At 56.1% G+C, this 26,560-nt stretch carries 23 protein-coding genes, 2 tRNA genes and 3 rRNA genes; 8 read left to right on the top strand and 20 right to left on the bottom strand.

Annotated elements, in window-relative coordinates; all coding sequences use genetic code 11:
• The first annotated feature begins 1 nt into the window (after position 1).
• Positions 2 to 325, top strand: a complete 324-nt coding sequence (yjdP, locus tag L384_RS13520; RefSeq protein WP_023324020.1) for a DDRRRQL repeat protein YjdP — start codon at positions 2 to 4, stop codon at positions 323 to 325.
• A 52-nt stretch (positions 326 to 377) separates the two neighbouring features.
• Here the strand turns inward: yjdP and phnP are convergent, their stop codons facing one another.
• From phnP to L384_RS13440, 16 genes are all read right to left on the bottom strand, one after another.
• On the bottom strand, positions 378 to 1,136 hold the full coding sequence (phnP, locus tag L384_RS13515) for a phosphonate metabolism protein PhnP (RefSeq protein WP_023324021.1): 759 nt from the start codon (positions 1,134 to 1,136) through the stop codon (positions 378 to 380).
• A gap of 9 nt (positions 1,137 to 1,145) precedes the next feature.
• Entirely contained in the window at positions 1,146 to 1,580 is a 435-nt protein-coding gene (phnO, locus tag L384_RS13510) for an aminoalkylphosphonate N-acetyltransferase (protein WP_015570217.1), read from the bottom strand.
• Complete coding sequence (gene phnN / locus L384_RS13505) at positions 1,573 to 2,124, bottom strand: ribose 1,5-bisphosphokinase (RefSeq protein ID WP_086531977.1); 552 nt, start codon at positions 2,122 to 2,124, stop codon at positions 1,573 to 1,575. The genes phnO and phnN overlap by 8 nt, the downstream gene beginning before the upstream one ends.
• Positions 2,121 to 3,257 carry an alpha-D-ribose 1-methylphosphonate 5-triphosphate diphosphatase gene (gene phnM, locus L384_RS13500; protein WP_023324023.1) on the bottom strand — a complete coding sequence of 379 codons (1,137 nt, stop codon included), beginning with the start codon at positions 3,255 to 3,257 and terminating at the stop codon, positions 2,121 to 2,123. Before phnM ends, phnN begins: the two co-directional genes overlap by 4 nt.
• Positions 3,254 to 3,934 (bottom strand): phosphonate C-P lyase system protein PhnL, encoded by a 681-nt coding sequence (gene phnL / locus L384_RS13495; RefSeq protein WP_003860227.1) that lies wholly within the window; start codon positions 3,932 to 3,934, stop codon positions 3,254 to 3,256. Before phnL ends, phnM begins: the two co-directional genes overlap by 4 nt.
• 9 nt (positions 3,935 to 3,943) lie before the next feature.
• On the bottom strand, positions 3,944 to 4,699 hold the full coding sequence (phnK, locus tag L384_RS13490; protein WP_003860225.1) for a phosphonate C-P lyase system protein PhnK: 756 nt from the start codon (positions 4,697 to 4,699) through the stop codon (positions 3,944 to 3,946).
• Entirely contained in the window at positions 4,696 to 5,541 is an 846-nt protein-coding gene (phnJ, locus tag L384_RS13485) for an alpha-D-ribose 1-methylphosphonate 5-phosphate C-P-lyase PhnJ (RefSeq protein ID WP_023324024.1), read from the bottom strand. The genes phnK and phnJ overlap by 4 nt, the downstream gene beginning before the upstream one ends.
• Entirely contained in the window at positions 5,534 to 6,598 is a 1,065-nt protein-coding gene (locus L384_RS13480) for a carbon-phosphorus lyase complex subunit (protein WP_023324025.1), read from the bottom strand. Before L384_RS13480 ends, phnJ begins: the two co-directional genes overlap by 8 nt.
• On the bottom strand, positions 6,598 to 7,182 hold the full coding sequence (gene phnH, locus L384_RS13475) for a phosphonate C-P lyase system protein PhnH (protein ID WP_003860219.1): 585 nt from the start codon (positions 7,180 to 7,182) through the stop codon (positions 6,598 to 6,600). Before phnH ends, L384_RS13480 begins: the two co-directional genes overlap by 1 nt.
• Positions 7,179 to 7,631 carry a phosphonate C-P lyase system protein PhnG gene (gene phnG / locus L384_RS13470; RefSeq protein WP_003860217.1) on the bottom strand — a complete coding sequence of 151 codons (453 nt, stop codon included), beginning with the start codon at positions 7,629 to 7,631 and terminating at the stop codon, positions 7,179 to 7,181. Before phnG ends, phnH begins: the two co-directional genes overlap by 4 nt.
• Positions 7,632 to 8,357, bottom strand: a complete 726-nt coding sequence (phnF, locus tag L384_RS13465; RefSeq protein WP_003860215.1) for a phosphonate metabolism transcriptional regulator PhnF — start codon at positions 8,355 to 8,357, stop codon at positions 7,632 to 7,634. It lies immediately after the preceding gene.
• 20 nt (positions 8,358 to 8,377) lie between these two features.
• Positions 8,378 to 9,157, bottom strand: a complete 780-nt coding sequence (gene phnE / locus L384_RS13460; RefSeq protein ID WP_023302942.1) for a phosphonate ABC transporter, permease protein PhnE — start codon at positions 9,155 to 9,157, stop codon at positions 8,378 to 8,380.
• A gap of 53 nt (positions 9,158 to 9,210) precedes the next feature.
• Positions 9,211 to 10,227, bottom strand: coding sequence for a phosphonate ABC transporter substrate-binding protein (gene phnD / locus L384_RS13455; protein WP_023324026.1), 1,017 nt, complete (start codon positions 10,225 to 10,227; stop codon positions 9,211 to 9,213).
• A 22-nt stretch (positions 10,228 to 10,249) separates the two neighbouring features.
• Positions 10,250 to 11,038: a phosphonate ABC transporter ATP-binding protein gene (gene phnC, locus L384_RS13450; RefSeq protein WP_003860210.1), complete on the bottom strand. Its 789-nt coding sequence runs from the start codon at positions 11,036 to 11,038 to the stop codon at positions 10,250 to 10,252.
• A gap of 173 nt (positions 11,039 to 11,211) precedes the next feature.
• Positions 11,212 to 11,643, bottom strand: a complete 432-nt coding sequence (gene yjdN / locus L384_RS13445) for a VOC family metalloprotein YjdN (RefSeq protein WP_003860208.1) — start codon at positions 11,641 to 11,643, stop codon at positions 11,212 to 11,214.
• Positions 11,644 to 11,723: 80 nt separating this feature from the next.
• On the bottom strand, positions 11,724 to 12,059 hold the full coding sequence (locus tag L384_RS13440) for a zinc ribbon domain-containing protein YjdM (RefSeq protein ID WP_003860206.1): 336 nt from the start codon (positions 12,057 to 12,059) through the stop codon (positions 11,724 to 11,726).
• Between the two features lie 591 nt (positions 12,060 to 12,650).
• Between L384_RS13440 and crfC the strand changes: the two genes are divergently transcribed.
• Both crfC and L384_RS13430 read left to right on the top strand, forming a co-directional pair.
• Positions 12,651 to 15,005 carry a clamp-binding protein CrfC gene (crfC, locus tag L384_RS13435; RefSeq protein ID WP_023324027.1) on the top strand — a complete coding sequence of 785 codons (2,355 nt, stop codon included), beginning with the start codon at positions 12,651 to 12,653 and terminating at the stop codon, positions 15,003 to 15,005.
• Positions 15,002 to 15,880 carry a diguanylate cyclase regulator RdcB family protein gene (locus L384_RS13430; protein WP_003860203.1) on the top strand — a complete coding sequence of 293 codons (879 nt, stop codon included), beginning with the start codon at positions 15,002 to 15,004 and terminating at the stop codon, positions 15,878 to 15,880. Before crfC ends, L384_RS13430 begins: the two co-directional genes overlap by 4 nt.
• 36 nt (positions 15,881 to 15,916) lie before the next feature.
• Here the strand turns inward: L384_RS13430 and kdgT are convergent, their stop codons facing one another.
• Positions 15,917 to 16,909, bottom strand: coding sequence for a 2-keto-3-deoxygluconate transporter (kdgT, locus tag L384_RS13425; protein WP_003860201.1), 993 nt, complete (start codon positions 16,907 to 16,909; stop codon positions 15,917 to 15,919).
• A 645-nt stretch (positions 16,910 to 17,554) separates the two neighbouring features.
• Here kdgT and proP point away from each other — a divergent pair.
• Positions 17,555 to 19,057: a glycine betaine/L-proline transporter ProP gene (proP, locus tag L384_RS13420; protein ID WP_003860199.1), complete on the top strand. Its 1,503-nt coding sequence runs from the start codon at positions 17,555 to 17,557 to the stop codon at positions 19,055 to 19,057.
• Between the two features lie 33 nt (positions 19,058 to 19,090).
• Here the strand turns inward: proP and L384_RS13415 are convergent, their stop codons facing one another.
• Positions 19,091 to 20,044 (bottom strand): nickel/cobalt transporter, encoded by a 954-nt coding sequence (locus L384_RS13415; protein ID WP_023324028.1) that lies wholly within the window; start codon positions 20,042 to 20,044, stop codon positions 19,091 to 19,093.
• A 485-nt stretch (positions 20,045 to 20,529) separates the two neighbouring features.
• Here L384_RS13415 and L384_RS13410 point away from each other — a divergent pair.
• From L384_RS13410 to rrf, 4 genes are all read left to right on the top strand, one after another.
• Positions 20,530 to 22,071, top strand: a 16S ribosomal RNA gene (locus L384_RS13410).
• Between the two features lie 84 nt (positions 22,072 to 22,155).
• A tRNA-Glu gene (locus tag L384_RS13405) sits at positions 22,156 to 22,231 on the top strand.
• A 182-nt stretch (positions 22,232 to 22,413) separates the two neighbouring features.
• Positions 22,414 to 25,318: ribosomal RNA gene (locus L384_RS13400) — 23S ribosomal RNA — on the top strand.
• A gap of 192 nt (positions 25,319 to 25,510) precedes the next feature.
• Positions 25,511 to 25,626: ribosomal RNA gene (gene rrf / locus L384_RS13395) — 5S ribosomal RNA — on the top strand.
• Together the 16S, 23S and 5S rRNA genes with 1 tRNA gene alongside form the textbook arrangement of a ribosomal RNA operon.
• A 95-nt stretch (positions 25,627 to 25,721) precedes the next feature.
• Here rrf and L384_RS13390 read toward each other — a convergent pair.
• Both L384_RS13390 and L384_RS13385 read right to left on the bottom strand, forming a co-directional pair.
• Positions 25,722 to 26,342, bottom strand: coding sequence for a DUF2238 domain-containing protein (locus L384_RS13390; RefSeq protein ID WP_032628073.1), 621 nt, complete (start codon positions 26,340 to 26,342; stop codon positions 25,722 to 25,724).
• A gap of 113 nt (positions 26,343 to 26,455) precedes the next feature.
• Positions 26,456 to 26,531, bottom strand: a tRNA-Phe gene (locus L384_RS13385).
• Positions 26,532 to 26,560 lie beyond the last annotated feature (29 nt).

The following is a 26,560-nucleotide window of genomic DNA, read 5'->3' on the forward strand; positions in this document are numbered from 1 at the left end:
TATGAAACGTTACTCTACCGCTCTGTTATTGGGTCTGCTGACTTTAACCAGCCAACTGGCGCATGCCGATGTGATTGATGATGCTATTGGCAATATTCAGCAGGCGATCAACGACGCCTATAACCCCGGCAGCAGCCGTAATGACGATGACGACGATCGTTACGACCGCAGCCGTCAAATCGACAGCCGACAGTACGACGATCGTCGTCGACAGTTAGAAGATCGACGCCAGCGTTTAGACGAGCGTCAGCGTCAGTTGGACGACGACAGGCGTCGGTTAGAAGAGGACGAGCGCAGGTTGGAAGACGATTACGATCGCGGCTAAGTGCGGCCTGTTGCCCTCACCCCAACCCTCTCCCACGGGAGAGGGAGAAAACCTAATCCAGCACCAGCACCATCCCGTCATACCCCGCTTCAATGCCGGACGGCAGCGGGTTATCCATCATCCACACGTCAAACTGATGGCTGATATGCGTCAGGATCACCTGCGGACAGCCAATCACCTCGTTCAGCGCAATCACCGTATTCAAATCACAATGGTTGCGCGGCGTCTCCGGGCGCGGTTGATGGCTACAGTCGATAATCATCGCCTGCGGCTGATTGTTTAGCAGAAACGTCACCGTTTTATCCGGCAGTCCGGCGGTATCAGAAAGCCACGCCACGCGGCTGTGGGCGGACTCCAGCAGATAGCCAAACGTGAGTTTTGAATGGTTGAGCGGCAGCGGCGTGACCCGCAAGCCCTGAAGTTCAAACGTCACAAATGGCTCCACCGTGTGGCTGAAATCCAGGATGCCCGGATGTTTGAACAGATCGTCACAGCCTGCCTCGTCTGGCGGACCGTAGACGGGAATGGTGGCGCCTACGCCCCAGCGCAGAGGGAAAAGCCCCTGAACGTGATCCATATGATAATGGGTAAGCAAAAACTGCTGGAAGCTGCCCGCAGGCCAGTCGTCCATCAGGTGTGGAATACCCGCGTCCAGCAAGGTGACCGCATCGTTGAATTTCACCGCCGCGCTACAGGGGCGACGGCGATAATTTTCCTGTAAACGCGCCCGTCGGCACGCCGCGCAGTCGCAGCCAAACACCGGCACCAGCTGCGCCCCTCCGGTTCCTGTCAGCGTGATCGTCAGACTCATAACGCCCCTCTACAGCGGTTTGGTGAAGCGGAAATGGCTTTGCGTATACCCTTCACGAACATAAAAACGGTGCGCGTCCACGCGCTTCACGCTGGTGGAAAGCTCGGTCAGCTCGGCGCCTGCCTGCCGTGCGACGTCCTCTGCCCAGGCCAGCAGCTGGCTGCCCACTTTTAATCCACGCGCCTGCGGCATCACCACCAGTTCCTGGATCTCGCCGATCCAGCGGGCGTGATGCAGGTGAAACTGCATATGCAGGCCGATCATCCCGATGATCTGCCCGTCCAGCTCGGCCAGCTGGTAGCGCATATTGTGATCCTGCAAGTTGGCCAGATACCCGGCGTGAAACGCCTGATGATCGAACTCGGCCTGCTTAAGTTCGCAGATCAGCGCGTAAACGATCGGCGCATCGTCGGCGGTGGCGGGGCGAAGCTGGCAGTCAGGCATGCTGTTTCTCCTTCTGGCGGATAAGGGATAGAAAGGTCTCGACTGACTGTAGCAAACTTCCGTCGTTATTGAGGAGATGGCAACCCGACGGGGTGTAACGCGCCGCCCGTTCCAGCCGCTGGTCGATCTCGCGCGCGTTTTCGCGCCCCCGCTTTTGCAGCCGGCTACGCAGAACGTCCGGGGAAACCTGCAAACAGACCGGGAGCAGCGCCGCTTCGTACCGGGCGCGAGCCTGCGGGAGATGCGCCCGCGAGCCGTTGACCAGCACGTCAAAGCCCGCGTGCAGCCAGAGGTCGATCTCGATGCCGACGCCATAGTAGTAACCGTTGGCATGCCAGCTCAGCGCCAGCAGGTTTTGCCCGGCGCGGGTAAAAAACTCCTGCTCGCTCAGGGCGATATGGTTTTCACTCCCGGCGTTTGCCGCGCGGGTAATGTAGCGGTGCGCTACCAGCAGCTGTGAATGTTCCCGCTGCCGTAACGCCGACAGCAGGCTGTCCTTCCCGGAGCCGGACGGGCCCATTAACCAGATGAGTCTTCCCATCAGAACACCCTTTTTCCCTGATGCCAGACGTGGTCGATATGAACGTGCTCGCCCTTGCGGTGCGCCAGCACCAGGTCTGCCCGTTTGCCTTCGGCAATCTCACCGCGATCGTGAAGGTTGAGCGCGCTGGCCGGGTTTTTTGTCACCAGGCGAATCGCCTGTGGCAGCGTGAAGCTGTTGCCCTCGTCGTCCGCCACCCGGAACGCCGCGTCCAGCAGGCTGGCGGGGTAATAGTCAGAGGAGAGGATATCCAGCAGGCCGAGCGAGGCGAGCTTGCTTGCCGCCACGTTGCCGGAGTGCGACCCGCCGCGTACGATGTTCGGCGCGCCCATCAGGACGTTCATGCCATGCTTACGCGATGCTTCTGCCGCCTCGAACGTGGTGGGAAATTCGGCGATCACGCTCCCAAGCTGGTGGGATTCGCGCACGTGATCGTGCGTGGCGTCATCATGGCTGGCCAGGGCAATATTACGGTCCCGGCACATAGCGGCAATGGAGAGACGATTCGGCTGCGACCACTGGGCCGCCAGCGCCAGCTGCTCTTCTTCGTAGCGCGCCATCTCCGCGTCGCTGAGAGAATACTTGCCCTGATAGTATTCGCGATACTTTTCAATGTTGGCGAACTGGCGCTGTCCCGGCGAGTGATCCATCAGGGAAACCAGCGAGACCGGCTCGCGGCCCACCAGCTTCTCAAACAGCGGCAGGGTGGTGTGGTGCGGCAGCTCGCAGCGCAGGTGCAGGCGGTGCTCGGCGCGGTTGAGGCCGCGCTTTTGCGTCTCCTCCACGGCGTTGATCATCTTCTCCAGGTTCTCCAGGCGATCGCCGCCGTCGCGCACGTCGCCGATCGCCACCGCGTCCAGCACCGTGGTGATGCCGCTGGCGACCATCAGCGCGTCGTGGCTGCTCATCGCTGAATGCGCAGGCCAGTCCACCTTCGGGCGCGGGGTGAAGAATTTATCGAGATTATCGGTATGCAGCTCAATCAGCCCCGGTAGCAGCCAGCCGCCTTCGCCGTCCATCGCGTCCGGTGAGCGGCTCTGGGTTTCGGCAAAGGCGCGGATGACACCGTCCCGCACCTCAACCGAGCCGTTCACGACCTCATTTTCCAGCACCAGCCTGACATTATTGATAATCATACGTTTGTCCCCATCGGGTGCAGTCTGTCCGCCACGCGATGGCGTACGGCGTCGTCGTGGAAGATCCCGACGATCGCCGCGCCGCGCGCTTTGGCCTGTTCGATCAGTTCTATCACCGCTGCGCTGTTTTTACTGTCGAGCGAGGCGGTGGGTTCATCCAGGAGTAAAATCGGGTAATCGACGATAAAGCCGCGGGCGATGTTGACGCGCTGCTGCTCGCCGCCGGAAAAGGTCGACGGGGCGAGGTGCCACAGACGCTCCGGTACGTTGAGACGCGTCAGCAGGCTGGCGGCTTTAGCGGCGCAGGTTTCGCGCGGCACGCCGAGATCCAGCAGAGGCTGCATGACCACGTCCAGGGCGGAGATCCGCGGGATCACCCGCAGGAACTGGCTGACCCAGCCGATCGTCGAGCGGCGTACTTCCAGCACTTTGCGCGCGGGAGCCTGGACCAGATCAACCCATTCATTGTTATGGCGGATATGGATATGGCCTTCGTCCGGCAGATAATTGGCGTACAGGGAGCGCAGCAGGGTGGATTTTCCGCTGCCGGAATGGCCATGCAGCACCACGCATTCGCCGTTGCTGACCTCTAATGAGGCATTTTGCAGTACCGGCAGGCGGACACCGTTTTGCTGGTGGAGCACAAAGGTTTTACTGACATTTTCAACGTGGATCATGTTGGCCTCTTAATTCTGTAATACCGAGGACACCAGCAGTTGGGTGTACGGATGATGGGGATCGTCGAGCACCCGATCGGTCAGCCCACTTTCCACCACCTGACCCTGCTTCATCACCAGCAGGCGGTCCGCCAGCAGGCGCGCAACGCCTAAATCGTGGGTGACAATCACTACCGCCAGGTTCAGCTCCACCACCAGGCCGCGCAGCAGATCCAGCAGGCGCGCCTGCACGGAGACGTCCAGCCCACCGGTCGGTTCATCCATAAACACCAGCTTCGGATGGGTGACGAGATTGCGGGCAATCTGTAAACGCTGCTGCATGCCGCCGGAGAAGGTTGTCGGCAGGTCGTCGATGCGCGAGGCGGGGATTTCAACCTCTTCCAGCCAGTGCTGCGCCGTGGCGCGGATGTTGCCGTAGTGGCGCGCGCCGGTGGCCATCAGCCGTTCGCCGATGTTGCCCCCCGCCGAGACCTGGCGGCGCAGGCCATCCATCGGGTGCTGGTGCACCACGCCCCACTCGGTGCGCAGCAGGCGGCGGCGCTCGGCTTCGCTCATGCCATACAGCGACACGCCCTCATACAAAATGTCGCCATTCTGCGGCGTCAGGCGCGCGGAGATGGACTTCAGCAGGGTGGTTTTACCGGAGCCGGACTCGCCGACAATGCCCAGCACTTCGCCCGGCCACAGCTCAAACGACACGTCGCTAAAGCCTTTGCCCGGCGCATAAAGGTGAGTCAGGTTATTAACCGAAAGCAGCGGTTTCATTGGCTGTTCGCCTCGCTCTGTTGGCGGCAGTACTCGGTGTCGGAGCAGACAAACATCCGTTTGCCCGTGTCGTCCAGCACCACTTCATCCAGATAGCTATGCTTCGAGCCGCAGATGGCGCACGGCTCGTCCCACTCCTGCACCGTAAACGGGTGATCGTCAAAATCCAGGCTCTCCACACGGGTGTACGGCGGTACGGCGTAGATGCGTTTTTCCCGTCCGGCACCAAAAAGTTGCAGGGCGGGCATCATGTCCATCTTCGGGTTATCGAATTTCGGGATCGGCGACGGGTCCATCACGTAGCGGCCGTTCACCTTCACCGGATAGGCGTAGGTGGTGGCGATATGGCCGAAGCGGGCGATGTCCTCATACAGTTTGACCTGCATGATCCCGTACTCTTCCAGGGCGTGCATGGTGCGGGTTTCGGTTTCCCGCGGCTCGATAAAACGCAGCGGCTCCGGGATCGGCACCTGGAAAATCAAAATCTGATCTTCAGTCAGCGGGGTCTCCGGAATGCGGTGACGGGTCTGGATCAGCGTCGCGTCTTCGGTTTTTTCAGTGGTGTTGACGCCCGTTACGCGCTTAAAGAAGTTGCGGATCGACACGGCGTTGGTGGTGTCGTCTGCCCCCTGGTCGATGACCTTCAGCACGTCCGCTTCGCCGATCACGCTGGCGGTGATCTGAATACCGCCGGTGCCCCAGCCGTAGGGCATCGGCATTTCGCGGCCGCCGAACGGCACCTGGTAGCCGGGGATCGCCACAGCCTTAAGGATGGCGCGGCGGATCATGCGTTTAGTTTGCTCGTCCAGATAGGCAAAGTTGTAGCCGCTTAAGTTAGCCATTGGCGCGCTCCCGTTGCAGGCGTTTCAGCAGTTCCAGTTCGGCCTGGAAATCGACGTAGTGCGGCAGCTTGAGGTGCGAGACAAAGCCGGCGGCCTCAACGTTATCCGCGTGGGCCAGCACGAACTCTTCGTCCTGTGCCGGGCCGGCAATATGCTCGCCGTAGTCCGGCGCCTGGAGCGCACGGTCAACCAGCGCCATCGCCATCGCCTTGCGCTCGCTCAGGCCATACACCAGCCCGTAGCCGCGGGTAAAATGCGGATCTTCATTCTCTGGCGCGACAAAACCGTTGACCATTTCGCACTCGGTCATCAGCAGTCCGCCGATGTTCACCGCAAAACCCAGCTCTTCCGGCACAATTTCGACATCGAGATAACCGCTGCGGATCTCTGCCGCGAACGGGTGGTTGCGCCCGTAGCCGCGCTGCGTGGAGTAGGCCAGCGCCAGCAGATACCCTTCATCGCCGCGCATCAGCTGTTGCAGGCGGGACGAGCGCGAACAGGGATAGACCGGCGGCGTGCGAGTGATGTCATCCGGTGTGCTGCCGGTGTCTTCTTCCGCCTTCGCCAGCCCCTGGTTTGCCAGCAGGCTAAAGACGTGCGGAGAGGCGTCTTGTTCAGCGTCAGAGACGCTGAACTGCGGTGTTTCACCGTTCGCCAGTAGAGTGAAGTCCAGCAGGCGATGGGTGTAGTCGTAGGTCGGACCAAGCAGCTGGCCGCCAGGAATATCTTTGTACACCGCAGAAATACGGCGCTCTAAACGCATTTCCGCCGTTTTCACCGGCTCGCTTACCGCCAGCTTCGCAAGCGTAGTGCGGTAAGCGCGCAGCAGGAAAATGGCTTCCACGTTATCGCCGCTGGCCTGTTTCAGCGCCAGCGCCGCCAGCTCGCGGTCTGCGATGCCGCCTTCGGTCATCACGCGGTCGACGGCCAGGTTTAACTGCTGTTCAATCTGGGCGACGCTCAGCTCGGGTAAGGCGTCATCCCCCCGGCGTCTGTGCTCCTGCAAGGCATGGGCGGCGGCGATCGCCTTCTCGCCCCCTTTGACGGCAACGTACATCAGCACACCTCCACGTGAGTGGTTCTCGGGATCGCCAGCAGGCGCTCGCCGCAGGTCAGGATCAGGTCGATACCGAGCGGGAACGGATGCGGGCGCTCGGTCAGCTCATGAATGATGCACTCCGGCAGCTGGGGGGCGACCATCCGCTCGTCGGCGATCCCTGCCCCCGTCAGGCGTAGCATGCGGCCACCGCTCAGGCTGGAGACCTGCAAAATCAGCGTAGCGCTGGTTTCCGGTGCGACGGCGCTGCCTTCGCTCAGGGCATTAAGTTGTTCATGGCTGATTTGCTCGTCGGCCACGGCGAAGACCGCCTGCTGGGGCTGCTCGACCAGCGGCGCGTTGGTGTGAAAGCGCAGGTTCTGGCTGGCGATATCGTTCAGCAATGCCCCTGATAGCCATACCGGGGTGTCGTTGTCCGCCAGCGTCAGCAGCACGCTGGTAGAGGCGAGGTTCAGCGGCAGCCAGCCCTGGGAGAGCTGGTGCAGCGAGACAATGACGCCCGGCTCGCTCATGGCTTTCAGCAGTCGACGGAAACTCTGTTGGGCATCCTGGACGGCCAGGGTAAAAGCAGGTTGAAGCGTCATGCGTTGTCTCCGCGAACGAGCGTAAAGAAGTCGACCCGGCTGGTATTTACTTCGGCCTGACGCGCGGCAAGGCGTGCGGCGCGGTCAGCTTCCAGCGGGGCAATAAGGGTTTCCATTAACGTCTGAAAATGCGGCTGTTCCTGTAAAAGCGCGTCGATCGCTGCGCAGCGCTCGGCGTGCGTTTTGTCGCGGCCAAGTACGTAGCCGTAGCCCAGCGTGCCGCTTTTCAGGCGGATCACCGCGCGGGTGAGGGTGGCATCGCCGGCGAAGAAGCGCTCGCCGGTGCCGCCCATGCGTGCCTGGATCTGCACCAGGCCGATCTCCGGCGCGCGGATCGTGTCGTAATCCGGCGTCAGGCCGAGCGCGTTCATGCGGGCAGCCAGCGCAGCAGGCTGGCTGTGGGCCAGCACGCGCATCCAGCGCTGACGAGTGGAGGTGTCGAAGTGCATTCAGTGCTCCATGGTAAATTCAATCATGTCGGCGCGGGTCAGGCTGACGGAGTATTCCGTTGCGTTGACGTCGCCGTCACGGTGGTTGAGGGTGCGCACGCAGAGCAGCGGGGCCATGTTGGGGATCTCCAGCACCTTGCTCTCTTTCGCCTGCGCGCGGCGGGCGCTGATGCGCGTCTGGGTGCGTTTGAGCACGATACCCGTCGCGTCCTGAAGAAAATCATGCAGGGAACCGCTGGCGAAATGTTGCAGAACGGGCCAGAGGGTGAGGTCCGCGAAGTAGTGGTCGATCTGACAGACCGCCACGCCGTTCACCCGGCGCAACGTGCGCAGGTGAACGACGTTGTCGCCCTCCTGAATCCCCAGCGCGTCCGCCACGTGGCGGGAGGCCGGGCGCAGGACAGACAGCAGCTTTTCGCTGGTGGGGTGGCTGCCCTGATCGAGAAGGTTCTGGCTAAAACGCGCCTGGGCATTAAGCGGGTAGTCAAACGGACGCATCAGCACCAGCACGCCGACGCCCTGACGACGCTGGACCCAGCCGCGCTCCACCAGTTGATCGATGGCACGACGCAGGGTGTGACGATTCACTTCGTAGCGGTCGGCAAGCTGCTGCTCGGCAGGCAGGTAGTCTCCGCAGCGATAGTGCGTGCGCAGCTCCACTTCGAGCTTTGCCGCAATCTCTTGCCAGCGGGTGGGGTAACTGGTCGGATGTCTGGATAAGTGCATACCAATCAAAGCCTCGCTTCTCAGATGAAGTGCTTACGCAAACGTTGAGAGAGGAAATCCAGCAGGCTGACGGTGACGATGATGAGCACCATCAGGGCGCAGGTTTGCTGGAACTGGAAACCACGAATCGCTTCCCACAGGGTGACGCCAATGCCGCCTGCGCCCACCATGCCGACCACAGTGGCGGAGCGAACGTTGGACTCGAAGCGGTACAGGGAATAGGAGATGAGCAACGGCATCACCTGCGGCAGGACGCCGTACAGGATCTCTTCGATTTTGTTCGCTCCGGTTGCCCGGATGCCTTCCACCGGGCCGGGCTCGATGGCTTCAACCGCTTCGGAGAGCAGCTTGGAGAGCACGCCGGTGGTGTGGATGAACAGCGCCATCACGCCCGCGAACGGACCCAGGCCGACGGCGACCACGAATAGCATCGCAAAGACCATTTCGTTGATGGCGCGACAGGCGTCCATCAGGCGGCGCATCGGCTGGTAAACCCACCATGGCACGATGTTTTCGGCGCTCATCAGGCCAAACGGAATGGAGAGGATCACGGCGAGGGCGGTGCCCCAGACGGCAATTTGCAGGGTGATCGCCATTTCACCGAGGTAGTCCTGCCACTGGCTGAAGTCCGGTGGGAAGAAGTCGGCGGCGAAGGTCGCCATGTTGCCTGAGTCCCTGAAGAGCAGCAGCGGATCCATCTCCGCGCCCTTCCAGGAGATAACGAGCACCGCCAGCAGAACAGCCCAGCTTATGAGCGAGAACCAGCTGCGTTTTGGCGGCGGGAGGGTGATGGTTTGCATGTTGGCTCCTTTGGGTTTAGTCCCCTCTCCCTTGAGGGAGAGGGAGAAAGGCGTTACTGCACCGCTTTATTCACGCTGGTCATGGCGCCGAGCGCGGCGGTCAGGCGGTCAAGATCGTCCAGCTGCGCCTGAATTTCCGACACTTTGCTGTTCTTCTCTTCGTCCTTCAGGCCTTTGTTGTCCTTCACGCCCTGCATCTGCTTGAACAGCGCCAGCTGGCGAATCGGCACCAGTTGCAAATCGCTGGACGCGCGGAACGGTGCCCAGCCCAGACGTGCCAGAACCGCTTTCTCTTCCGGCGTTTTGCCGTAGTTCATAAAGAAGTCGTAGACCTTGTCCTTGGTGTTCTCGGAGAGGTTTTTGCGCCACACGATCGGGTCGCCCGGGATCAGCGGTGATTTCCAGATAACCTTGATTTCCTTCAGCTTTTCCGGCGCGGAGGTCTTCAGCTTGTCGAGGTTTTCAGTGTTGTTGGTAGCAACGTCAACCTGCTTATTCGCCACGGCCAGGGCATTGGTTTCGTGGCTGGCGTTAACCGTGCGCTTAAAGTCGCTGGCGGAGACGTTGTTTTTCGCGAAGACGTAGTAGCCAGGGACGAGGAAGCCGGAGGTAGAGTTCGGGTCGCCGTTACCAAAGGTCAGCTCTTTGCGTTTGGCGAGCATGTCGTTGAGGTTGTTGATCGGGCTGTCTTTGTTAACGATCAGCACGCTCCAGTAGCCCGGAGAGCCGTCTGCCGCAACGGTCTGGGCGAACACCTGGCCGTTCGCGCGATCTACCGCTTCCATAGCAGAGAGGTTGCCATACCAGGCGATGTCGACTTTGTTGAAGCGCATTCCCTGAATGATGCCCGCGTAATCCGGGGCGAAGAACGCGTTCACTTTGATCCCCAGTTTGGTTTCCATATCTTTCAGGAACGGTTCCCACTGGGGTTTCAGGTTCTGCTGTGATTCTGTCGAAATGATGCCAAAGTTCAGTGCTTTTTCCTGCTCCTCGGCGTGGGCCGGGCTTAACAGGGTGCTGATGCTGAACATGCTGGTGAAGGCCAGCGCGGCAACCGTTTTATAGCTCATTTCCATTCCTCGTTATGGGTCGTTATGCAGCCTGCGCGCGCTCTTCGACGCGGTTTACGCTGCGGTAGAGATGGTCAAAACGTTCGTTATCAAACTGGTGGCTTGCGCCATCAAAGAACACATGTCCCTGACGCAGGGCGACGATGCGCTCGCAGTAGCGCAGGGCGTAATCCACCTGATGCAGCGTCACCACCACGGTGATGCCGTCGTTCTGATTGATGTCGCGCAGGGTTTCCATCACGATGCGGGCGGACTCCGGATCCAGCGAGGCGATAGGTTCATCGGCCAGGATAATTTTGGCTTTCTGCATCAGGGCGCGGGCAATGGCGACGCGCTGCTGCTGTCCGCCGGAGAGCGTGGAGACGCGCTGGTGGGCGAAATGCGCCATGCCGACGCGGGTCAGCGCCTGTAAGGCTTCTTGCTTCTGGGATGGGGAGAACCAGCGCAGGCAGGTGCGCCAGAACGGGGTGCTGCCGAGCGCGCCAATCAGCACGTTCTCGAGCACGGTCAGGCGGTTCACCAGGTTGAACTGCTGAAAGATATAGCCCGTCTGAGCGCGGCTTTTGCGAATATCGCTCGCCAGACGCCCCGCATGTTGCACGGTGTTCCCCAGCAGTTCGACGCGGCTTTCCGGCGTTTTGTCACAGGTAATCAGGCCGCTCAAGTGACGAAGAAGGGTGGATTTACCTGAACCAGACGGCCCCAACAGCGCCACCATTTCGCCCTGCTGGACGGTCAGATCAACGGCATGCAGCGCCTTGTTGTGATGGAAGGTTTTGCTCAGTTTCTCGACGCGAATGACAGTTTGCATGTGCCCGGCCTCACGATAAATGTGGCCTCATGCTGGCGCATCAATATGACATTCAGGTTAAGTGTTGGTTGCGGGAGTTTGAAGAGTTGAGGGGAGTTTGATGACAATCACCCTAGGCCCGGCCAGCGCAGCGCCACCGGGCGCTGTTGCCGGATGCGCTGCGCTTATGCGGCCTACGATTTAACGACGTTAATCATCCACGGCACGCCGTATTTATCGGTGACTTTCCCGAATCCGTGCGCCCAGAAAGTCTCCTGCCAGGCCATTTCGACATTGCCGCCATCAGAGAGGTTGTCGAACCAGCGTTTGCCTTCATCCACGTCCTGCGTGTCGAGCACCAGCGTAAATCCGGCGTACTGCGTGCTGCTACCGGGTGGCAGACCATCGCTCATCATGATATCGCTTCCGGCAATGCGGACATTAGAGTGGGCGATGGCGGTATCCGGGAAGTTCATGCCTGACGGACAGCCTTCTTCGCTGTTTTCGTCTTTGGGCATTTCGCCGAAGGTGATTTTGTAGAGGAGTTCTGCGCCGACGGCCTGCTGATAGAAGGCGGTCGCCTCCGCACAGTTGCCGGCGAAAGAGATGTAGGGACTTAACGGCATAATCTTTACCTCACGTAAGAAAAGCCCGTTAAGTGTAGTTCCCGAACGCCCGGTAAGCGAAGCGTCACCGGGCGGGACAATCAGTTCTTTTTCACGAACTCAGATTTCAGTTTCATCGGACCGAAGCCGTCAATTTTGCAGTCGATATTATGATCGCCTTCAACCAGACGGATATTTTTAACTTTAGTGCCGATCTTCAGCATGGAGGAGCTGCCTTTTACCTTAAGATCTTTCACAACGGTAACGCTGTCGCCGTCTGCCAGCAGGTTGCCATTCGCGTCTTTCACGATCAGCGCATCGCTGTCCTGCGCAGGCTCCGCATCGTTCCATTCATGGGCGCATTCTGGGCAAACGAACATGCCATTGTCTTCATAGGTGTATTCAGAATTGCATTTCGGGCAGTGTGGAAGTTGCATGTGGGTATCCTCAAAAGTGTTAACACGCTGGAAAACGCCAGCTAAATGACGGCAGTGTGCCGAAAAAGGCAGCGAGTATAACGCAAATCCCCACTTTTGTCGGTGATATTGTTTTATAAAAATAGCGCATAAATGCGCAAGCGATGACACGAACTGTCAGTGAATTAAGGGAAGCGTATGCCCTGAACGGCAGAGATCGTAATCATGCTAAATGTATCGAATATTTTATTACAGCAAATTGCTACGCTGTGCCATTTCGGATAAGGTGAAGGAACAAGCCGTTATTTATCTACCCTCCTCTGACGACATACATCTTTTGGCGTCAGGGAATACCTCTCTTTTTTGGTGGGTAAATAACGATGATATATCCTGATGTTTCCTGAAAATGCGTTTTGTCTATTCACTTTTGGCTTTCTGGCCAGGGGATGTTTTACACGTATTACGAGGGTGGGTTTTAAATTCTCATTATCTTCAGTTAGTTGTATTAAATGAACATGTTTTCCATACGTGATCATATAAGCCTGAAAAGTATAATTAAAACATCGTGGCTTAATAAAAGTAATAAATTTGCGTTAAGGGAAGGCTTTTATCATGCACACACAGACCATATTTGAATTAAGCCAGGAAGCTGAACGTTTGTTACAGCTCGCTCTGAACAATCTTGATTCATTAAAATCTATGCCGATTGCAAAGCTGGATAGCACAACCGCTGCCATGAGCGGCGTTAATAACAACGTTTTGCCATTGCATTTTAGCGCACGAGGTGTCGACGCTCAGCAGGCGATGCTGAATAATGAATTACGCAAAATAACCCGCCTCGAAATGGTACTGGCGATTGTGGGTACCATGAAAGCGGGAAAATCGACCACCATTAATGCGATTGTGGGCACGGAAGTGCTGCCGAACCGCAATCGTCCGATGACGGCGCTTCCCACGCTGATCCGCCATACGCCGGGCCAGAAGGAGCCGGTGCTGCATTTTTTGCACGTTTCGCCCATCGATACCCTGATTACCCAGTTGCAGAAAAAACTGTGCGATAAAGATCGCGGCAAGCTGGCGCGGCGTCTGGAAATCGACAAGGACATGAATACGCTGCTGGAGCGCATAGAAAGAGGTGAGGCGTTTGAAAAACATCACCTGGGCGCGGAGCCCATCTTTCATTGTCTGAAAAGCCTGAACGATCTGGTGCGGCTTTCTCAGGCGCTGGGCGTGGAGTTTCCGTTCTCTGAGTATGCCGCGATTGAACATATTCCGGTGATTGAGGTGGAGTTTGTGCATCTCGCCGGTCTGGATGCGCACCTGGGGCAACTGACGCTGCTCGACACGCCGGGGCCGAACGAGGCCGGTCAGCCGCACCTGCAAAAAATGCTCAATGAGCAGTTGGCGCGCGCCTCCGCCGTTCTGGCGGTGATGGACTACACCCAGCTTAAATCCATTTCTGATGCTGAGGTTCGTCAGGCAATTTCGGCTGCCGGGAAATCCGTGCCGCTTTACGCCCTGGTCAACAAATTCGATCAGAAAGATCGTAATAGCGACGATGAAGAGCAGGTGCGGGCGATGATTTCCGGCACGCTGATGAAAGGGAATATTTCTCCGGGGCAAATTTATCCGGTCTCTTCCATGTGGGCCTATCTGGCAAACCGCGCCCGCTATGAGATGAACGTCCATGGGCGCCTTCCCGATCATCAGGATCAGCGTTGGGTACAGGATTTTGCCGAGGCCGCGCTGGGCCGCCGCTGGCGAACGGCCGACCTGGACGATATTGGCCATATTCGCCATGCGGCGGATCTGCTGTGGGAGGATTCGCTGTTCGAACAGCCCATCCGCAAACTGATTTACGCGGCTTACGCCAACGCCTCACTGTTCGCTTTACGGTCGGCATCGCATAAGCTGCTGAACTATGCGCAAAATGCCAGAGAATACCTGGACTTTCGCCATCAGGGACTGACGGTCGCTTTTGATGAGCTGGAGCTGAATATTGCGCGCCTGGAAGAGGATATGACGATGCTGCGTCAGCGGCAGAGCGTGGTGAGCGATGAGGTCCAGCATGAAGTTGAAGAGGCGCTCAACGCAACGGATGCTTTTCTGCTTCGCCAGAAAGATGAACTTCACCAGGCGCTGGGCGACATTTTTAGCCGCCCGTCTATTCTTGACTTAGCAGGCCGCGAGCCATCCAGTTTGCGTGAAGACGACGCGGATGCGATCCAGCAGCTGGTGCTTGACGATGAAGGGCAGGCGCAGATTGTCCTGAGCAAGATCCGATCGTCATGCGAGCAGATTATGCTGAATGCGCAGAGCAGAATTGGCCGGGAGCTGGCGTTACGCTTCGATCAGCTGGAGTCTACGCTCGCCCGATCGTTGAATGAGGCGATGCGACCCATCGAGACGCGAATTAAGGAACAGCTCAGTCATGCCGGATTTCGGGCGCGGATTAGCTTCCCGGCGTTTCAGGCAAACCAGCTTAATTTCAATACGCGCGGGTTATTTAATGATGCCATTGTGCAGGACACCCCTCCCGCCAGTCAGCCAGCAGGGGCAGGCAGCGTACGTAATACCGTCTCGCGCTGGCTCAATAATCCCGGCTGGGGCTGGGAGGAGTATGTCGTGACGCGCACACGCTATGTCATCGACATCGCTCAGCTTCATGGCAAATTTACGCAACATACCGATCAGTTTTGCGATCAAATTCGTAAAGCTTTGGCCGCGCAGGTCGATGTCTCTGTTACGGCAGGTATGGCAACGTTCTTTGCAGAGTTTTCGTTGTGCCTGACCGGGTTACAGGAAAGCTTGCGTGATAGCCTTGCCGTTCGGCAGCAGAATGAGCATTCAACCCGGGCGCTTAGCCAGTTGTTGAAGCAAAGTATGACCACTGCGGCGTGGATTCAGGAAGATACCCGACTGTTACGCGATGATATTCAAACCTTATTCGCGGCAGAGCAACCATGACAACACAGCTACTGGACGGTCCCGGGCGGACGCTGGAGTGTATTCATCCAAAATTTATGGTCGATTTGGTCCAGGGGGCGGATGCTGCACGTCACGCCCTCCTGGGGCCACAGCAACTACAATTTCGTGAGCGTTTGACGCAGGAGATCATTACGCAGACCCGGCTGCGGCCGTGGGCAATGGCGGGAATGCTCAACGAAAATGCAGCACTGCGGCTGGGTCTGGCGGAGAAACTTGCCGGTATGCTCGACCCCGGACACCTTGCGCTGACCCGTATGTCCGACAGGCTGGTAGCCCTGCGCCAGCAGGTGAATCCACGCCTCCCTCAACCTCCCGGATTGTTGCAACAGTACGAGGAGCTCTCCGCACATTTCAACCAGCGTGCCGCCTATAAAGAGAAAGCGCTCGCGCAGCGCGGTCTTACGGTTCAGGCGGGTGAGCACAGCGAGCAAATTTTTACCCGCTGGCGAGCCGGGCAGTATGACGGCTGGTCGCTGGCTGGCCGCTGCTTTATCGTGCTGGAAGAGTTGCGCTGGGGGGCGTTTGGCGATGCCTGTCGTCTGGCGAATAGTGATGTGGCGGCCATGCTGAAAGATAACCTGCGCAGCATGGCCGCAAATTATCTGGCACAGGAGATTAATGCTTCTCCCACCACCCGGCATTTTTACCATCAGTGGCTGACGACGCCCGCTTCTCCCGGTCTGATTGATTATAAAGATATGCTGGGCTGGCTGGGGGACTGGTGTCAGGCGGAAAAACATCCGGTGAGCTGGTCAGTGACGCAGAGCTGGCAAACGGTCGCGCTGGGGATGCCAAGACTCTGTTCGGCAAAACGGCTTGTGGATGGCATGGTGGAAGAGATATTTGGTACGTGATTGCCCCCCCTCTTTTTAAAGAGGGGGGCGAAAGGGTTAGTGGTGCATTTCTACCGCTTCATGTTCTGTCCGGGACTCAGGCACATGCCCAAAGCGTCTGGCGTACAGTGCCGTGATGATAGGGACCAGAATTGCCGTCACAATCACGCTGGCGGCAACCAGAGCCGTGGCGGAAGCGGCTACGGGTTCAAAGGCCGGGTTAATCTGGGCGATAATCACCGGGTTGGCTACCGCAGCGCCTGCGGCCGAAGAGGCGGCCACACCCGCGGTTCCGTTGCCGCCCCCGATGACGCGGTCTGCAATAATCAGCGGAATACCCGTGATGACGATGACGGCAACACCCAGCACAATACCCAGCAGGCCGGTTTCCAGAATTACGTTCAGGTTGATGGTATTGCCCAACGCGAAGCCGAAGAACGGGATCAGTACCGGGGTGGCTTTGCTGAAGAAATCGCGCAGATCGTGATCGAGGTTACCCAGCGCAAAACCAATCAGGAACGGCAGGATCGCCCCGACAAAATGGTGTAGTTCAAAGGAGGCAAGGCCAGCAGAACCCAGAATCAACATCGTCATCAGTGGACCCGACTCCAGGGACATCAGCACGAACGCGCCCGATTCTTCTTTGGTGCCATATTGATTCATCAGGCTGGCATAGAGACCGCCGTTGGTCATATCCATTGCTGAGACAATGGCCAGAACGGATAATCCGGCGAAGAAGCCAGTCTGAATTCCATTCTCCGGAATGAACATCGCACAGATCATGGCAACAACCCAGGCGACCGCAATTTTAGTAATGACCAACGTCCCTGATTTACGTAATACCGTACCTGTTGCACGCAAGTTAATAGATGCGCCGATGCAAAAGAACCAGACTGCCAGAATCGGTACCGTTCCGGTGATCATACCTTTTGTAAAACCGCCAAAATAAGCACCGGTATTCGGGGCCAGCGTATTTAATATCGCGCCAAGTACCAGCGGGACCAGCATCATCCCGCCCGGGATGCGTTCTATAGTTGCTTTAATCTTCATCATTAACCCTCACATCTCGCCCGCGTGGCTGGCGGAAATCTCAAAAATAGATCAACAAATTCAAATGATTGCCTTTTTGGAGGCCAATCGATTCGTTACTTATGCTGTAAAGTGAAATTAAGGCGTTCAGTATTCCTTCATTTGAAAGCCGCTGAGATATCGTGTTCGGATTTATCATGCGATCTTTGGAATTGCGATTCAATCAAAACGAAACACTGTTTTAGTTATCTCCGTCACATATTGAATGGAAACAGGATTGCCCACGATTAATAATTAAATTTTGTGTAAATTCGCTGTGAAGAAATGTGATTGTATTTTGTTTGGGAATGAATAATAACGGGCGTTAAGATCTGTTTGATAAGGGGGTTGAGAATGACCTTACTTATCGTGAATTGACAAAAGCTGAAGGCATCTTACGAACAGGAAAAATATATGTGAAGTTGATCACATATATAAACGCTGGTAGGGTAAAAAGGTCTTTAACTGCCCAGACAGGCGTCAACAGGTTCGGTTGTATTGAGGTAAAACGTCAATGTAAGTAAACCTGCTACGCTTGAATAAGGAGATTCGCATGGAGCGGATCTCTGGTTCACAGCTTGCAAAATGCGCTGTGAAACGGACGGGGCTGAGTCTACGAGGAAAGCTATGCTTAGAAGGAAAAAAGTAAAACCCATCACGCTGCGCGATGTCACCATTATTGATGACGCGAAACTGCGCAAAGCGATTACAGCGGCCTCGCTCGGTAATGCGATGGAGTGGTTCGATTTTGGTGTTTACGGCTTTGTGGCCTATGCACTTGGTAAAGTGTTCTTCCCCGGTGCCGATCCCAGCTTGCAGATGATTGCCGCGCTGGGTACGTTCTCCGTTCCCTTCCTGATTCGCCCTCTTGGTGGTCTTTTCTTCGGCATGCTGGGTGATAAATATGGTCGCCAGAAAATCCTGGCTATTACCATTGTCATCATGTCGATAAGTACATTCTGTATCGGCCTTATTCCGTCGTATGCGACTATTGGTATATGGGCGCCGATTCTGCTGTTGATCTGTAAGATGGCGCAGGGCTTCTCCGTTGGCGGCGAATATACCGGTGCATCGATTTTTGTCGCCGAATATTCTCCGGACCGTAAACGCGGCTTTATGGGCAGCTGGCTGGACTTTGGTTCGATTGCCGGATTCGTCATGGGCGCGGGGGTTGTCGTTCTGATCTCAACCGTAGTGGGTGAAGAGAACTTCCTTGACTGGGGCTGGCGTATTCCGTTCTTCCTGGCGCTGCCGCTGGGCATCATTGGGCTTTACCTGCGTCACGCCCTGGAAGAGACACCTGCGTTCCAGCAGCACGTTGAAAAGCTGGAGCAGGGTGACCGTGAAGGGTTACAGGATGGCCCGAAAGTGTCGTTCAAGGAGATTGCGACCAAACACTGGCGCAGCCTGCTGACCTGTATTGGTCTGGTGATTTCCACCAACGTCACCTATTACATGCTGCTGACCTACATGCCGAGCTACCTGTCGCATAACCTGCACTACTCGGAAGACCACGGTGTGCTGATTATTATCGCCATCATGGTAGGTATGCTGTTTGTGCAGCCGATTATGGGTCTGTTGAGCGACCGCTTTGGCCGTAAGCCATTCATTATTCTCGGCAGCGTCGCCTTGTTCGCACTGGCAATTCCGGCCTTTATTCTGATTAACAGCAATGTGCTGGGGCTGATTTTCGCCGGTCTGCTGATGCTGGCGGTGATCCTCAACTGCTTCATCGGGGTGATGGCTTCTACGCTGCCGGCAATGTTCCCGACGCATATTCGCTACAGTGCGCTGGCGGCAGCCTTTAATATCTCCGTTCTGATTGCGGGCCTGACGCCGACACTTGCTGCTTCACTGGTGGAGAGCACGCAGAACCTGATGATGCCTGCTTACTATCTGATGGTCATTGCGGTGGTCGGCCTGATTACCGGTATTACCATGAAGGAGACGGCGAATCGTCCCCTGAAAGGGGCAACGCCTGCGGCGTCTGATATTCAGGAAGCGAAAGAGATCCTGCGTGAGCACTACGATAATGTAGAGCAGAAGATTGAAGATATTGACGCAGAGATCGAGGCGCTCCAGAAAAAACGTTCTCGCCTGGTTGACCAGCATCCGAGAATTAACGAGTGATAAAAAAACCCGCCGCTGGCGGGTTTTCTTTTATTAGCATCCTGCGGCGATGTAGTCGCCGCCAGCGCTGACGGGGATCACCGTCAGAAACAGGACCGTCGCGAACAGTATCAGAACAACCCCTCCGGCAATTTTGACCATCGGCATTATCCAGTTCAGGGACGTGCCGCCACCAAACCAGGCTACTGTGCGTTCACGTGCGTAACGTACTGCCAGCGACAGCCCCATAATCGACAGCGCCGTGCCCAGCGACATTGTCATCACAGCAGCAATCCCCCAGCTAATAATGCCGAGCGCATTCGAGAACATCAGGATCATAATTGCCCCGCTGCACGGGCGTGCGCCTATGGCCAGCACCACGCCCAGACGGGTTTTCCAGTCGCTTTTAGCCAGATCCACCCCTACGCCGTGATGGCCGCAGCCACAATGTTCATTATGCTGGTGAAGCGGCTTGATGGCGCTAATCGCCATTTTGCGCGGACGCAGGCTGCTGAGCGCCTGATAAATGATAAATGCACCGAAGGCGGCAATCAGTAGGGCGCTGATTTTCTCGACGTACCAACGGCTGGTGCTGATATCCCCTGACGCGAAGTTCAATCCAACCGCCAGGATAAAGACAAAGGCGATTGCGCTGACGCCCTGCATCAGGCTACCGATAAACGGTACGACGCGCGCCGCGAGCTGGCTCTCTTTATTGGTGGTGAGATACGTGGTGACGATGAATTTGCCGTGTCCCGGTCCAACGGCATGGAGTACACCATAAAGAAACGCACCGGTTAACAACCACAGCCCACCGCTGTACTGATGATTATTAAGTTGCAGCAAATACATCACCAGATAACGGTGCAGGGTGATCTGGGTGGCGAGGCACCACTGAATAAAAGCATTCCAGTGCCCATGCAGTGCAAAACCTGCCATAAGTAACACCAGCACGGCGAGCCCGGCGGTTGGGAGACGCCAGTCACGTTGAAGTCGTTGTGTCGTCATGAGGTTGACCCGCGAGAGAAATATTTGCCGCTAGTATAGTGTTCAAATCGCTGGATCACACCGGGATCTTCAATGGATTGTGGATAAGTCTGTGCGTAAAAAGGTATAAGGCGGGGTTTTGCTGGGGAATACAGCAATCAGTCATTTTTTTGCAACTTTTCTGTTGCGGTCGCTCGGGAACTCCCTATAATGCGCCTCCATCGACACGGCGGATGTGAATCACTTCACAAACAACCCGGTCGGCTGAAGAGAAAAAATCCTGAAAATCAGGGTTGACTCTGAAAGAGGAAAGCGTAATATACGCCACCTCGCGACAGAGCGCTGAAGCGCGTCGCAACTGCTCTTTAACAATTTATCAGACAATCTGTGTGGGCACTCAAAGTGACATGGATTCTTAACGTCCTCGGACGAAAAATGAATACCAAGTCTCAACGAGTGAACACGTAATTCATTACGAAGTTTAATTCATTGAGCATCAAACTTTTAAATTGAAGAGTTTGATCATGGCTCAGATTGAACGCTGGCGGCAGGCCTAACACATGCAAGTCGAACGGTAACAGGAAGCAGCTTGCTGCTTTGCTGACGAGTGGCGGACGGGTGAGTAATGTCTGGGAAACTGCCTGATGGAGGGGGATAACTACTGGAAACGGTAGCTAATACCGCATAACGTCGCAAGACCAAAGAGGGGGACCTTCGGGCCTCTTGCCATCGGATGTGCCCAGATGGGATTAGCTAGTAGGTGGGGTAACGGCTCACCTAGGCGACGATCCCTAGCTGGTCTGAGAGGATGACCAGCCACACTGGAACTGAGACACGGTCCAGACTCCTACGGGAGGCAGCAGTGGGGAATATTGCACAATGGGCGCAAGCCTGATGCAGCCATGCCGCGTGTATGAAGAAGGCCTTCGGGTTGTAAAGTACTTTCAGCGGGGAGGAAGGCGATAAGGTTAATAACCTCATCGATTGACGTTACCCGCAGAAGAAGCACCGGCTAACTCCGTGCCAGCAGCCGCGGTAATACGGAGGGTGCAAGCGTTAATCGGAATTACTGGGCGTAAAGCGCACGCAGGCGGTCTGTCAAGTCGGATGTGAAATCCCCGGGCTCAACCTGGGAACTGCATTCGAAACTGGCAGGCTAGAGTCTTGTAGAGGGGGGTAGAATTCCAGGTGTAGCGGTGAAATGCGTAGAGATCTGGAGGAATACCGGTGGCGAAGGCGGCCCCCTGGACAAAGACTGACGCTCAGGTGCGAAAGCGTGGGGAGCAAACAGGATTAGATACCCTGGTAGTCCACGCCGTAAACGATGTCGACTTGGAGGTTGTGCCCTTGAGGCGTGGCTTCCGGAGCTAACGCGTTAAGTCGACCGCCTGGGGAGTACGGCCGCAAGGTTAAAACTCAAATGAATTGACGGGGGCCCGCACAAGCGGTGGAGCATGTGGTTTAATTCGATGCAACGCGAAGAACCTTACCTACTCTTGACATCCAGAGAACTTTCCAGAGATGGATTGGTGCCTTCGGGAACTCTGAGACAGGTGCTGCATGGCTGTCGTCAGCTCGTGTTGTGAAATGTTGGGTTAAGTCCCGCAACGAGCGCAACCCTTATCCTTTGTTGCCAGCGGTTAGGCCGGGAACTCAAAGGAGACTGCCAGTGATAAACTGGAGGAAGGTGGGGATGACGTCAAGTCATCATGGCCCTTACGAGTAGGGCTACACACGTGCTACAATGGCGCATACAAAGAGAAGCGACCTCGCGAGAGCAAGCGGACCTCATAAAGTGCGTCGTAGTCCGGATTGGAGTCTGCAACTCGACTCCATGAAGTCGGAATCGCTAGTAATCGTGGATCAGAATGCCACGGTGAATACGTTCCCGGGCCTTGTACACACCGCCCGTCACACCATGGGAGTGGGTTGCAAAAGAAGTAGGTAGCTTAACCTTCGGGAGGGCGCTTACCACTTTGTGATTCATGACTGGGGTGAAGTCGTAACAAGGTAACCGTAGGGGAACCTGCGGTTGGATCACCTCCTTACCTTAAAGAACCTGCCTTTGCAGTGCTCACACAGATTGTCTGATGAAAAGTAAATAGCAAGGCGTCTTGCGATTGAGACTGTACGTCCCCTTCGTCTAGAGGCCCAGGACACCGCCCTTTCACGGCGGTAACAGGGGTTCGAATCCCCTAGGGGACGCCACTTGCTGGTTCGTGAGTGAAAGTCACCTGCCGTCATATCTCAAAACTGACTTGCGAGTCACGTTTGAGATATTTGCTCTTTAAAAATCTGGATCAAGCTGAAAATTGAAACGACACACAGCTCATGTGTGTTCGAGTCTCTCAAATTTTCGCAATCAGAAGTGAAACATCTTCGGGTTGTGAGGTTAAGCGACTAAGCGTACACGGTGGATGCCCTGGCAGTCAGAGGCGATGAAGGACGTGCTAATCTGCGAAAAGCGCCGGCGAGGTGATATGAACCCTTGACCCGGCGATGTCCGAATGGGGAAACCCAGTGTGTTCCGACACACTATCGTTAACTGAATACATAGGTTAACGAGGCGAACCGGGGGAACTGAAACATCTAAGTACCCCGAGGAAAAGAAATCAACCGAGATTCCCCCAGTAGCGGCGAGCGAACGGGGAGCAGCCCGGAGTCTGAATCAGCTTGTGTGTTAGTGGAACGGTCTGGAAAGTCCGACGGTACAGGGTGATAGTCCCGTACACGAAAGCACACTTGCTGTGAACTCGAAGAGTAGGGCGGGACACGTGGTATCCTGTCTGAATATGGGGGGACCATCCTCCAAGGCTAAATACTCCTGACTGACCGATAGTGAACCAGTACCGTGAGGGAAAGGCGAAAAGAACCCCGGCGAGGGGAGTGAAAAAGAACCTGAAACCGTGTACGTACAAGCAGTGGGAGCCTCTTTATGGGGTGACTGCGTACCTTTTGTATAATGGGTCAGCGACTTATATTCTGTAGCAAGGTTAACCGTATAGGGGAGCCGAAGGGAAACCGAGTCTTAACTGGGCGTTAAGTTGCAGGGTATAGACCCGAAACCCGGTGATCTAGCCATGGGCAGGTTGAAGGTTGGGTAACACTAACTGGAGGACCGAACCGACTAATGTTGAAAAATTAGCGGATGACCTGTGGCTGGGGGTGAAAGGCCAATCAAACCGGGAGATAGCTGGTTCTCCCCGAAAGCTATTTAGGTAGCGCCTCGTGAACTCATCTTCGGGGGTAGAGCACTGTTTCGGCTAGGGGGCCATCCCGGCTTACCAACCCGATGCAAACTACGAATACCGAAGAATGTTATCACGGGAGACACACGGCGGGTGCTAACGTCCGTCGTGAAGAGGGAAACAACCCAGACCGCCAGCTAAGGTCCCAAAGTCATGGTTAAGTGGGAAACGATGTGGGAAGGCACAGACAGCCAGGATGTTGGCTTAGAAGCAGCCATCATTTAAAGAAAGCGTAATAGCTCACTGGTCGAGTCGGCCTGCGCGGAAGATGTAACGGGGCTAAACCATGCACCGAAGCTGCGGCAGCGACACTTATGTGTTGTTGGGTAGGGGAGCGTTCTGTAAGCCGTTGAAGGTGTGCTGTGAGGCATGCTGGAGGTATCAGAAGTGCGAATGCTGACATAAGTAACGATAAAGCGGGTGAAAAGCCCGCTCGCCGGAAGACCAAGGGTTCCTGTCCAACGTTAATCGGGGCAGGGTGAGTCGACCCCTAAGGCGAGGCCGAAAGGCGTAGTCGATGGGAAACAGGTTAATATTCCTGTACTTGGTGTTACTGCGAAGGGGGGACGGAGAAGGCTATGTCAGCCGGGCGACGGTTGTCCCGGTTTAAGCATGTAGGCGGAGGTTCCAGGTAAATCCGGTACCTTTTAACGCTGAGGTGTGATGACGAGGCACTACGGTGCTGAAGTGATAAATGCCCTGCTTCCAGGAAAAGCCTCTAAGCATCAGGTAACACGAAATCGTACCCCAAACCGACACAGGTGGTCAGGTAGAGAATACCAAGGCGCTTGAGAGAACTCGGGTGAAGGAACTAGGCAAAATGGTGCCGTAACTTCGGGAGAAGGCACGCTGATAGGTAGGTGAAGCCCCTGCGGGCGGAGCTGAAATCAGTCGAAGATACCAGCTGGCTGCAACTGTTTATTAAAAACACAGCACTGTGCAAACACGAAAGTGGACGTATACGGTGTGACGCCTGCCCGGTGCCGGAAGGTTAATTGATGGGGTTAGCGGCAACGCGAAGCTCTTGATCGAAGCCCCGGTAAACGGCGGCCGTAACTATAACGGTCCTAAGGTAGCGAAATTCCTTGTCGGGTAAGTTCCGACCTGCACGAATGGCGTAATGATGGCCAGGCTGTCTCCACCCGAGACTCAGTGAAATTGAACTCGCTGTGAAGATGCAGTGTACCCGCGGCAAGACGGAAAGACCCCGTGAACCTTTACTATAGCTTGACACTGAACACTGGTCCTTGATGTGTAGGATAGGTGGGAGGCTTTGAAGCGTGGACGCCAGTCTGCGTGGAGCCGTCCTTGAAATACCACCCTTTAATGGCTGGTGTTCTAACGTAGACCCGTGATCCGGGTTGCGGACAGTGTCTGGTGGGTAGTTTGACTGGGGCGGTCTCCTCCCAAAGAGTAACGGAGGAGCACGAAGGTTGGCTAATCCTGGTCGGACATCAGGAGGTTAGTGCAATGGCATAAGCCAGCTTGACTGCGAGCGTGACGGCGCGAGCAGGTGCGAAAGCAGGTCATAGTGATCCGGTGGTTCTGAATGGAAGGGCCATCGCTCAACGGATAAAAGGTACTCCGGGGATAACAGGCTGATACCGCCCAAGAGTTCATATCGACGGCGGTGTTTGGCACCTCGATGTCGGCTCATCACATCCTGGGGCTGAAGTAGGTCCCAAGGGTATGGCTGTTCGCCATTTAAAGTGGTACGCGAGCTGGGTTTAGAACGTCGTGAGACAGTTCGGTCCCTATCTGCCGTGGGCGCTGGAGAATTGAGGGGGGCTGCTCCTAGTACGAGAGGACCGGAGTGGACGCATCACTGGTGTTCGGGTTGTCATGCCAATGGCACTGCCCGGTAGCTAAATGCGGAAGAGATAAGTGCTGAAAGCATCTAAGCACGAAACTTGCCCCGAGATGAGTTCTCCCTGAGACCTTGAGTCTCCTGAAGGAACGTTGAAGACGACGACGTTGATAGGTCGGGTGTGTAAGCGCAGCGATGCGTTGAGCTAACCGATACTAATGAACCGTGAGGCTTAACCTTACAACGCCGAAGGTGTTTTGGCGAAGAGACAGACACGATTTTCAGCTTAGATTCAGAGTCCGAAGGATTTTGCGCTGAGACAAGGCGGCAAACGAAGGAAAGGAAGGAGCATACTGAGGTATGTGACTGACTTTACGAGAGCAGCCAACGCAGTATCAGTGCGAAAGACACAGGACAGAGCACAAGAATTTGCCTGGCGGCTGTAGCGCGGTGGTCCCACCTGACCCCATGCCGAACTCAGAAGTGAAACGCCGTAGCGCCGATGGTAGTGTGGGGTCTCCCCATGTGAGAGTAGGGAACTGCCAGGCATCAAACAAGTGAAGAGGCCATCCGCAAGGATGGCCTTTTTGCGTTTGTTTGCTGAAAAACGGCAGGCCGTAAGGCGAAGCCGCCATCCGGCAACTCAGAGCGCACTATCCACATTCAAACGACGCAATTGCCGCTGATGGAAACGCCCAAGGATCAGCACCGTCGTTAACGCACCAAGCAGCGCGCAAAACATATCAGACTGGGTATCCCATGGATCGCCCTGCGTCCCCAGAAAATCATCCGCACCCTGTCCCATCGCCAAAGCAGCCCACCACTCAATGAGTTCATAGGTGGCGCTAATGGCCAGAGCAACACAGCACACCAGAAACCCCGTCATCTTATGTCCACGAACATACCCACCGCGCAGCAGAATTTCTCGCGCTGCCAGTGCGGGAACCAGCCCCTGGAAGAAGTGACCGAGCTTGTCATACGGATTTCGGCTAAGCCCGAGCATCTCCTGAACCTCAAAACCAACCGGAACCTTTGCGTAGGTGTACATTCCACCAACCATCAGAATGATGGCGTGGAAGAAAACCAGAGTATAGAGAAGGGGAGTCAAAGGGTATCGCCGGTGTGTGGCAAGCAGAAGTGGGATGATGATAATGACGGGCGTCACCTCCATCAACCAGGTGACGCGATCGCTCGTGAACAGGCCGGTATAAAACAGGATCATCAGCAGGAGCAGTGACCCGGTTTTTAAAGCAGATAAGGTCATATCATTTTCATTGTCAGGAAAAAAAATCACTATTACCTGACAGAAGGGAAAATTCAATGCGTAGCGGGGACAGAAAAGCAAAAACCCAGCCATAGGCTGGGTTCTTTAAATAGTGGTGCCCGGACTCGGAATCGAACCAAGGACACGGGGATTTTCAATCCCCTGCTCTACCGACTGAGCTATCCGGGCAACGGAGCGCATTAAACCGCAATCGCGCG

Source organism: Enterobacter sp. MGH 38, assembly GCF_000492855.1.
Taxonomy (GTDB): Bacteria; Pseudomonadota; Gammaproteobacteria; order Enterobacterales; family Enterobacteriaceae; genus Enterobacter; species Enterobacter hormaechei_C.

What these genes read in the sequence shown, in the direction of transcription:
- phnP (WP_023324021.1), bottom strand. Translation starts at nt 1,136, where the DNA reads ATGAGTCTGACGATCACGCTGACAGGAACCGGAGGGGCGCAGCTGGTG.
- phnJ (WP_023324024.1), bottom strand. Translation starts at nt 5,541, where the DNA reads ATGGCTAACTTAAGCGGCTACAACTTTGCCTATCTGGACGAGCAAACT.
- L384_RS13415 (WP_023324028.1), bottom strand. Translation starts at nt 20,044, where the DNA reads ATGACGACACAACGACTTCAACGTGACTGGCGTCTCCCAACCGCCGGG.
- phnF (WP_003860215.1), bottom strand. Translation starts at nt 8,357, where the DNA reads ATGCACTTATCCAGACATCCGACCAGTTACCCCACCCGCTGGCAAGAG.
- crfC (WP_023324027.1), top strand. Translation starts at nt 12,651, where the DNA reads ATGCACACACAGACCATATTTGAATTAAGCCAGGAAGCTGAACGTTTG.
- phnD (WP_023324026.1), bottom strand. Translation starts at nt 10,227, where the DNA reads ATGAGCTATAAAACGGTTGCCGCGCTGGCCTTCACCAGCATGTTCAGC.
- phnO (WP_015570217.1), bottom strand. Translation starts at nt 1,580, where the DNA reads ATGCCTGACTGCCAGCTTCGCCCCGCCACCGCCGACGATGCGCCGATC.
- L384_RS13480 (WP_023324025.1), bottom strand. Translation starts at nt 6,598, where the DNA reads ATGTACGTTGCCGTCAAAGGGGGCGAGAAGGCGATCGCCGCCGCCCAT.
- phnL (WP_003860227.1), bottom strand. Translation starts at nt 3,934, where the DNA reads ATGATCCACGTTGAAAATGTCAGTAAAACCTTTGTGCTCCACCAGCAA.
- phnC (WP_003860210.1), bottom strand. Translation starts at nt 11,038, where the DNA reads ATGCAAACTGTCATTCGCGTCGAGAAACTGAGCAAAACCTTCCATCAC.
- yjdN (WP_003860208.1), bottom strand. Translation starts at nt 11,643, where the DNA reads ATGCCGTTAAGTCCCTACATCTCTTTCGCCGGCAACTGTGCGGAGGCG.
- kdgT (WP_003860201.1), bottom strand. Translation starts at nt 16,909, where the DNA reads ATGAAGATTAAAGCAACTATAGAACGCATCCCGGGCGGGATGATGCTG.
- L384_RS13390 (WP_032628073.1), bottom strand. Translation starts at nt 26,342, where the DNA reads ATGACCTTATCTGCTTTAAAAACCGGGTCACTGCTCCTGCTGATGATC.
- yjdP (WP_023324020.1), top strand. Translation starts at nt 2, where the DNA reads ATGAAACGTTACTCTACCGCTCTGTTATTGGGTCTGCTGACTTTAACC.
- proP (WP_003860199.1), top strand. Translation starts at nt 17,555, where the DNA reads ATGCTTAGAAGGAAAAAAGTAAAACCCATCACGCTGCGCGATGTCACC.
- phnM (WP_023324023.1), bottom strand. Translation starts at nt 3,257, where the DNA reads ATGATTATCAATAATGTCAGGCTGGTGCTGGAAAATGAGGTCGTGAAC.
- phnK (WP_003860225.1), bottom strand. Translation starts at nt 4,699, where the DNA reads ATGAAACCGCTGCTTTCGGTTAATAACCTGACTCACCTTTATGCGCCG.
- L384_RS13440 (WP_003860206.1), bottom strand. Translation starts at nt 12,059, where the DNA reads ATGCAACTTCCACACTGCCCGAAATGCAATTCTGAATACACCTATGAA.
- L384_RS13430 (WP_003860203.1), top strand. Translation starts at nt 15,002, where the DNA reads ATGACAACACAGCTACTGGACGGTCCCGGGCGGACGCTGGAGTGTATT.
- phnE (WP_023302942.1), bottom strand. Translation starts at nt 9,157, where the DNA reads ATGCAAACCATCACCCTCCCGCCGCCAAAACGCAGCTGGTTCTCGCTC.
- phnH (WP_003860219.1), bottom strand. Translation starts at nt 7,182, where the DNA reads ATGACGCTTCAACCTGCTTTTACCCTGGCCGTCCAGGATGCCCAACAG.
- phnG (WP_003860217.1), bottom strand. Translation starts at nt 7,631, where the DNA reads ATGCACTTCGACACCTCCACTCGTCAGCGCTGGATGCGCGTGCTGGCC.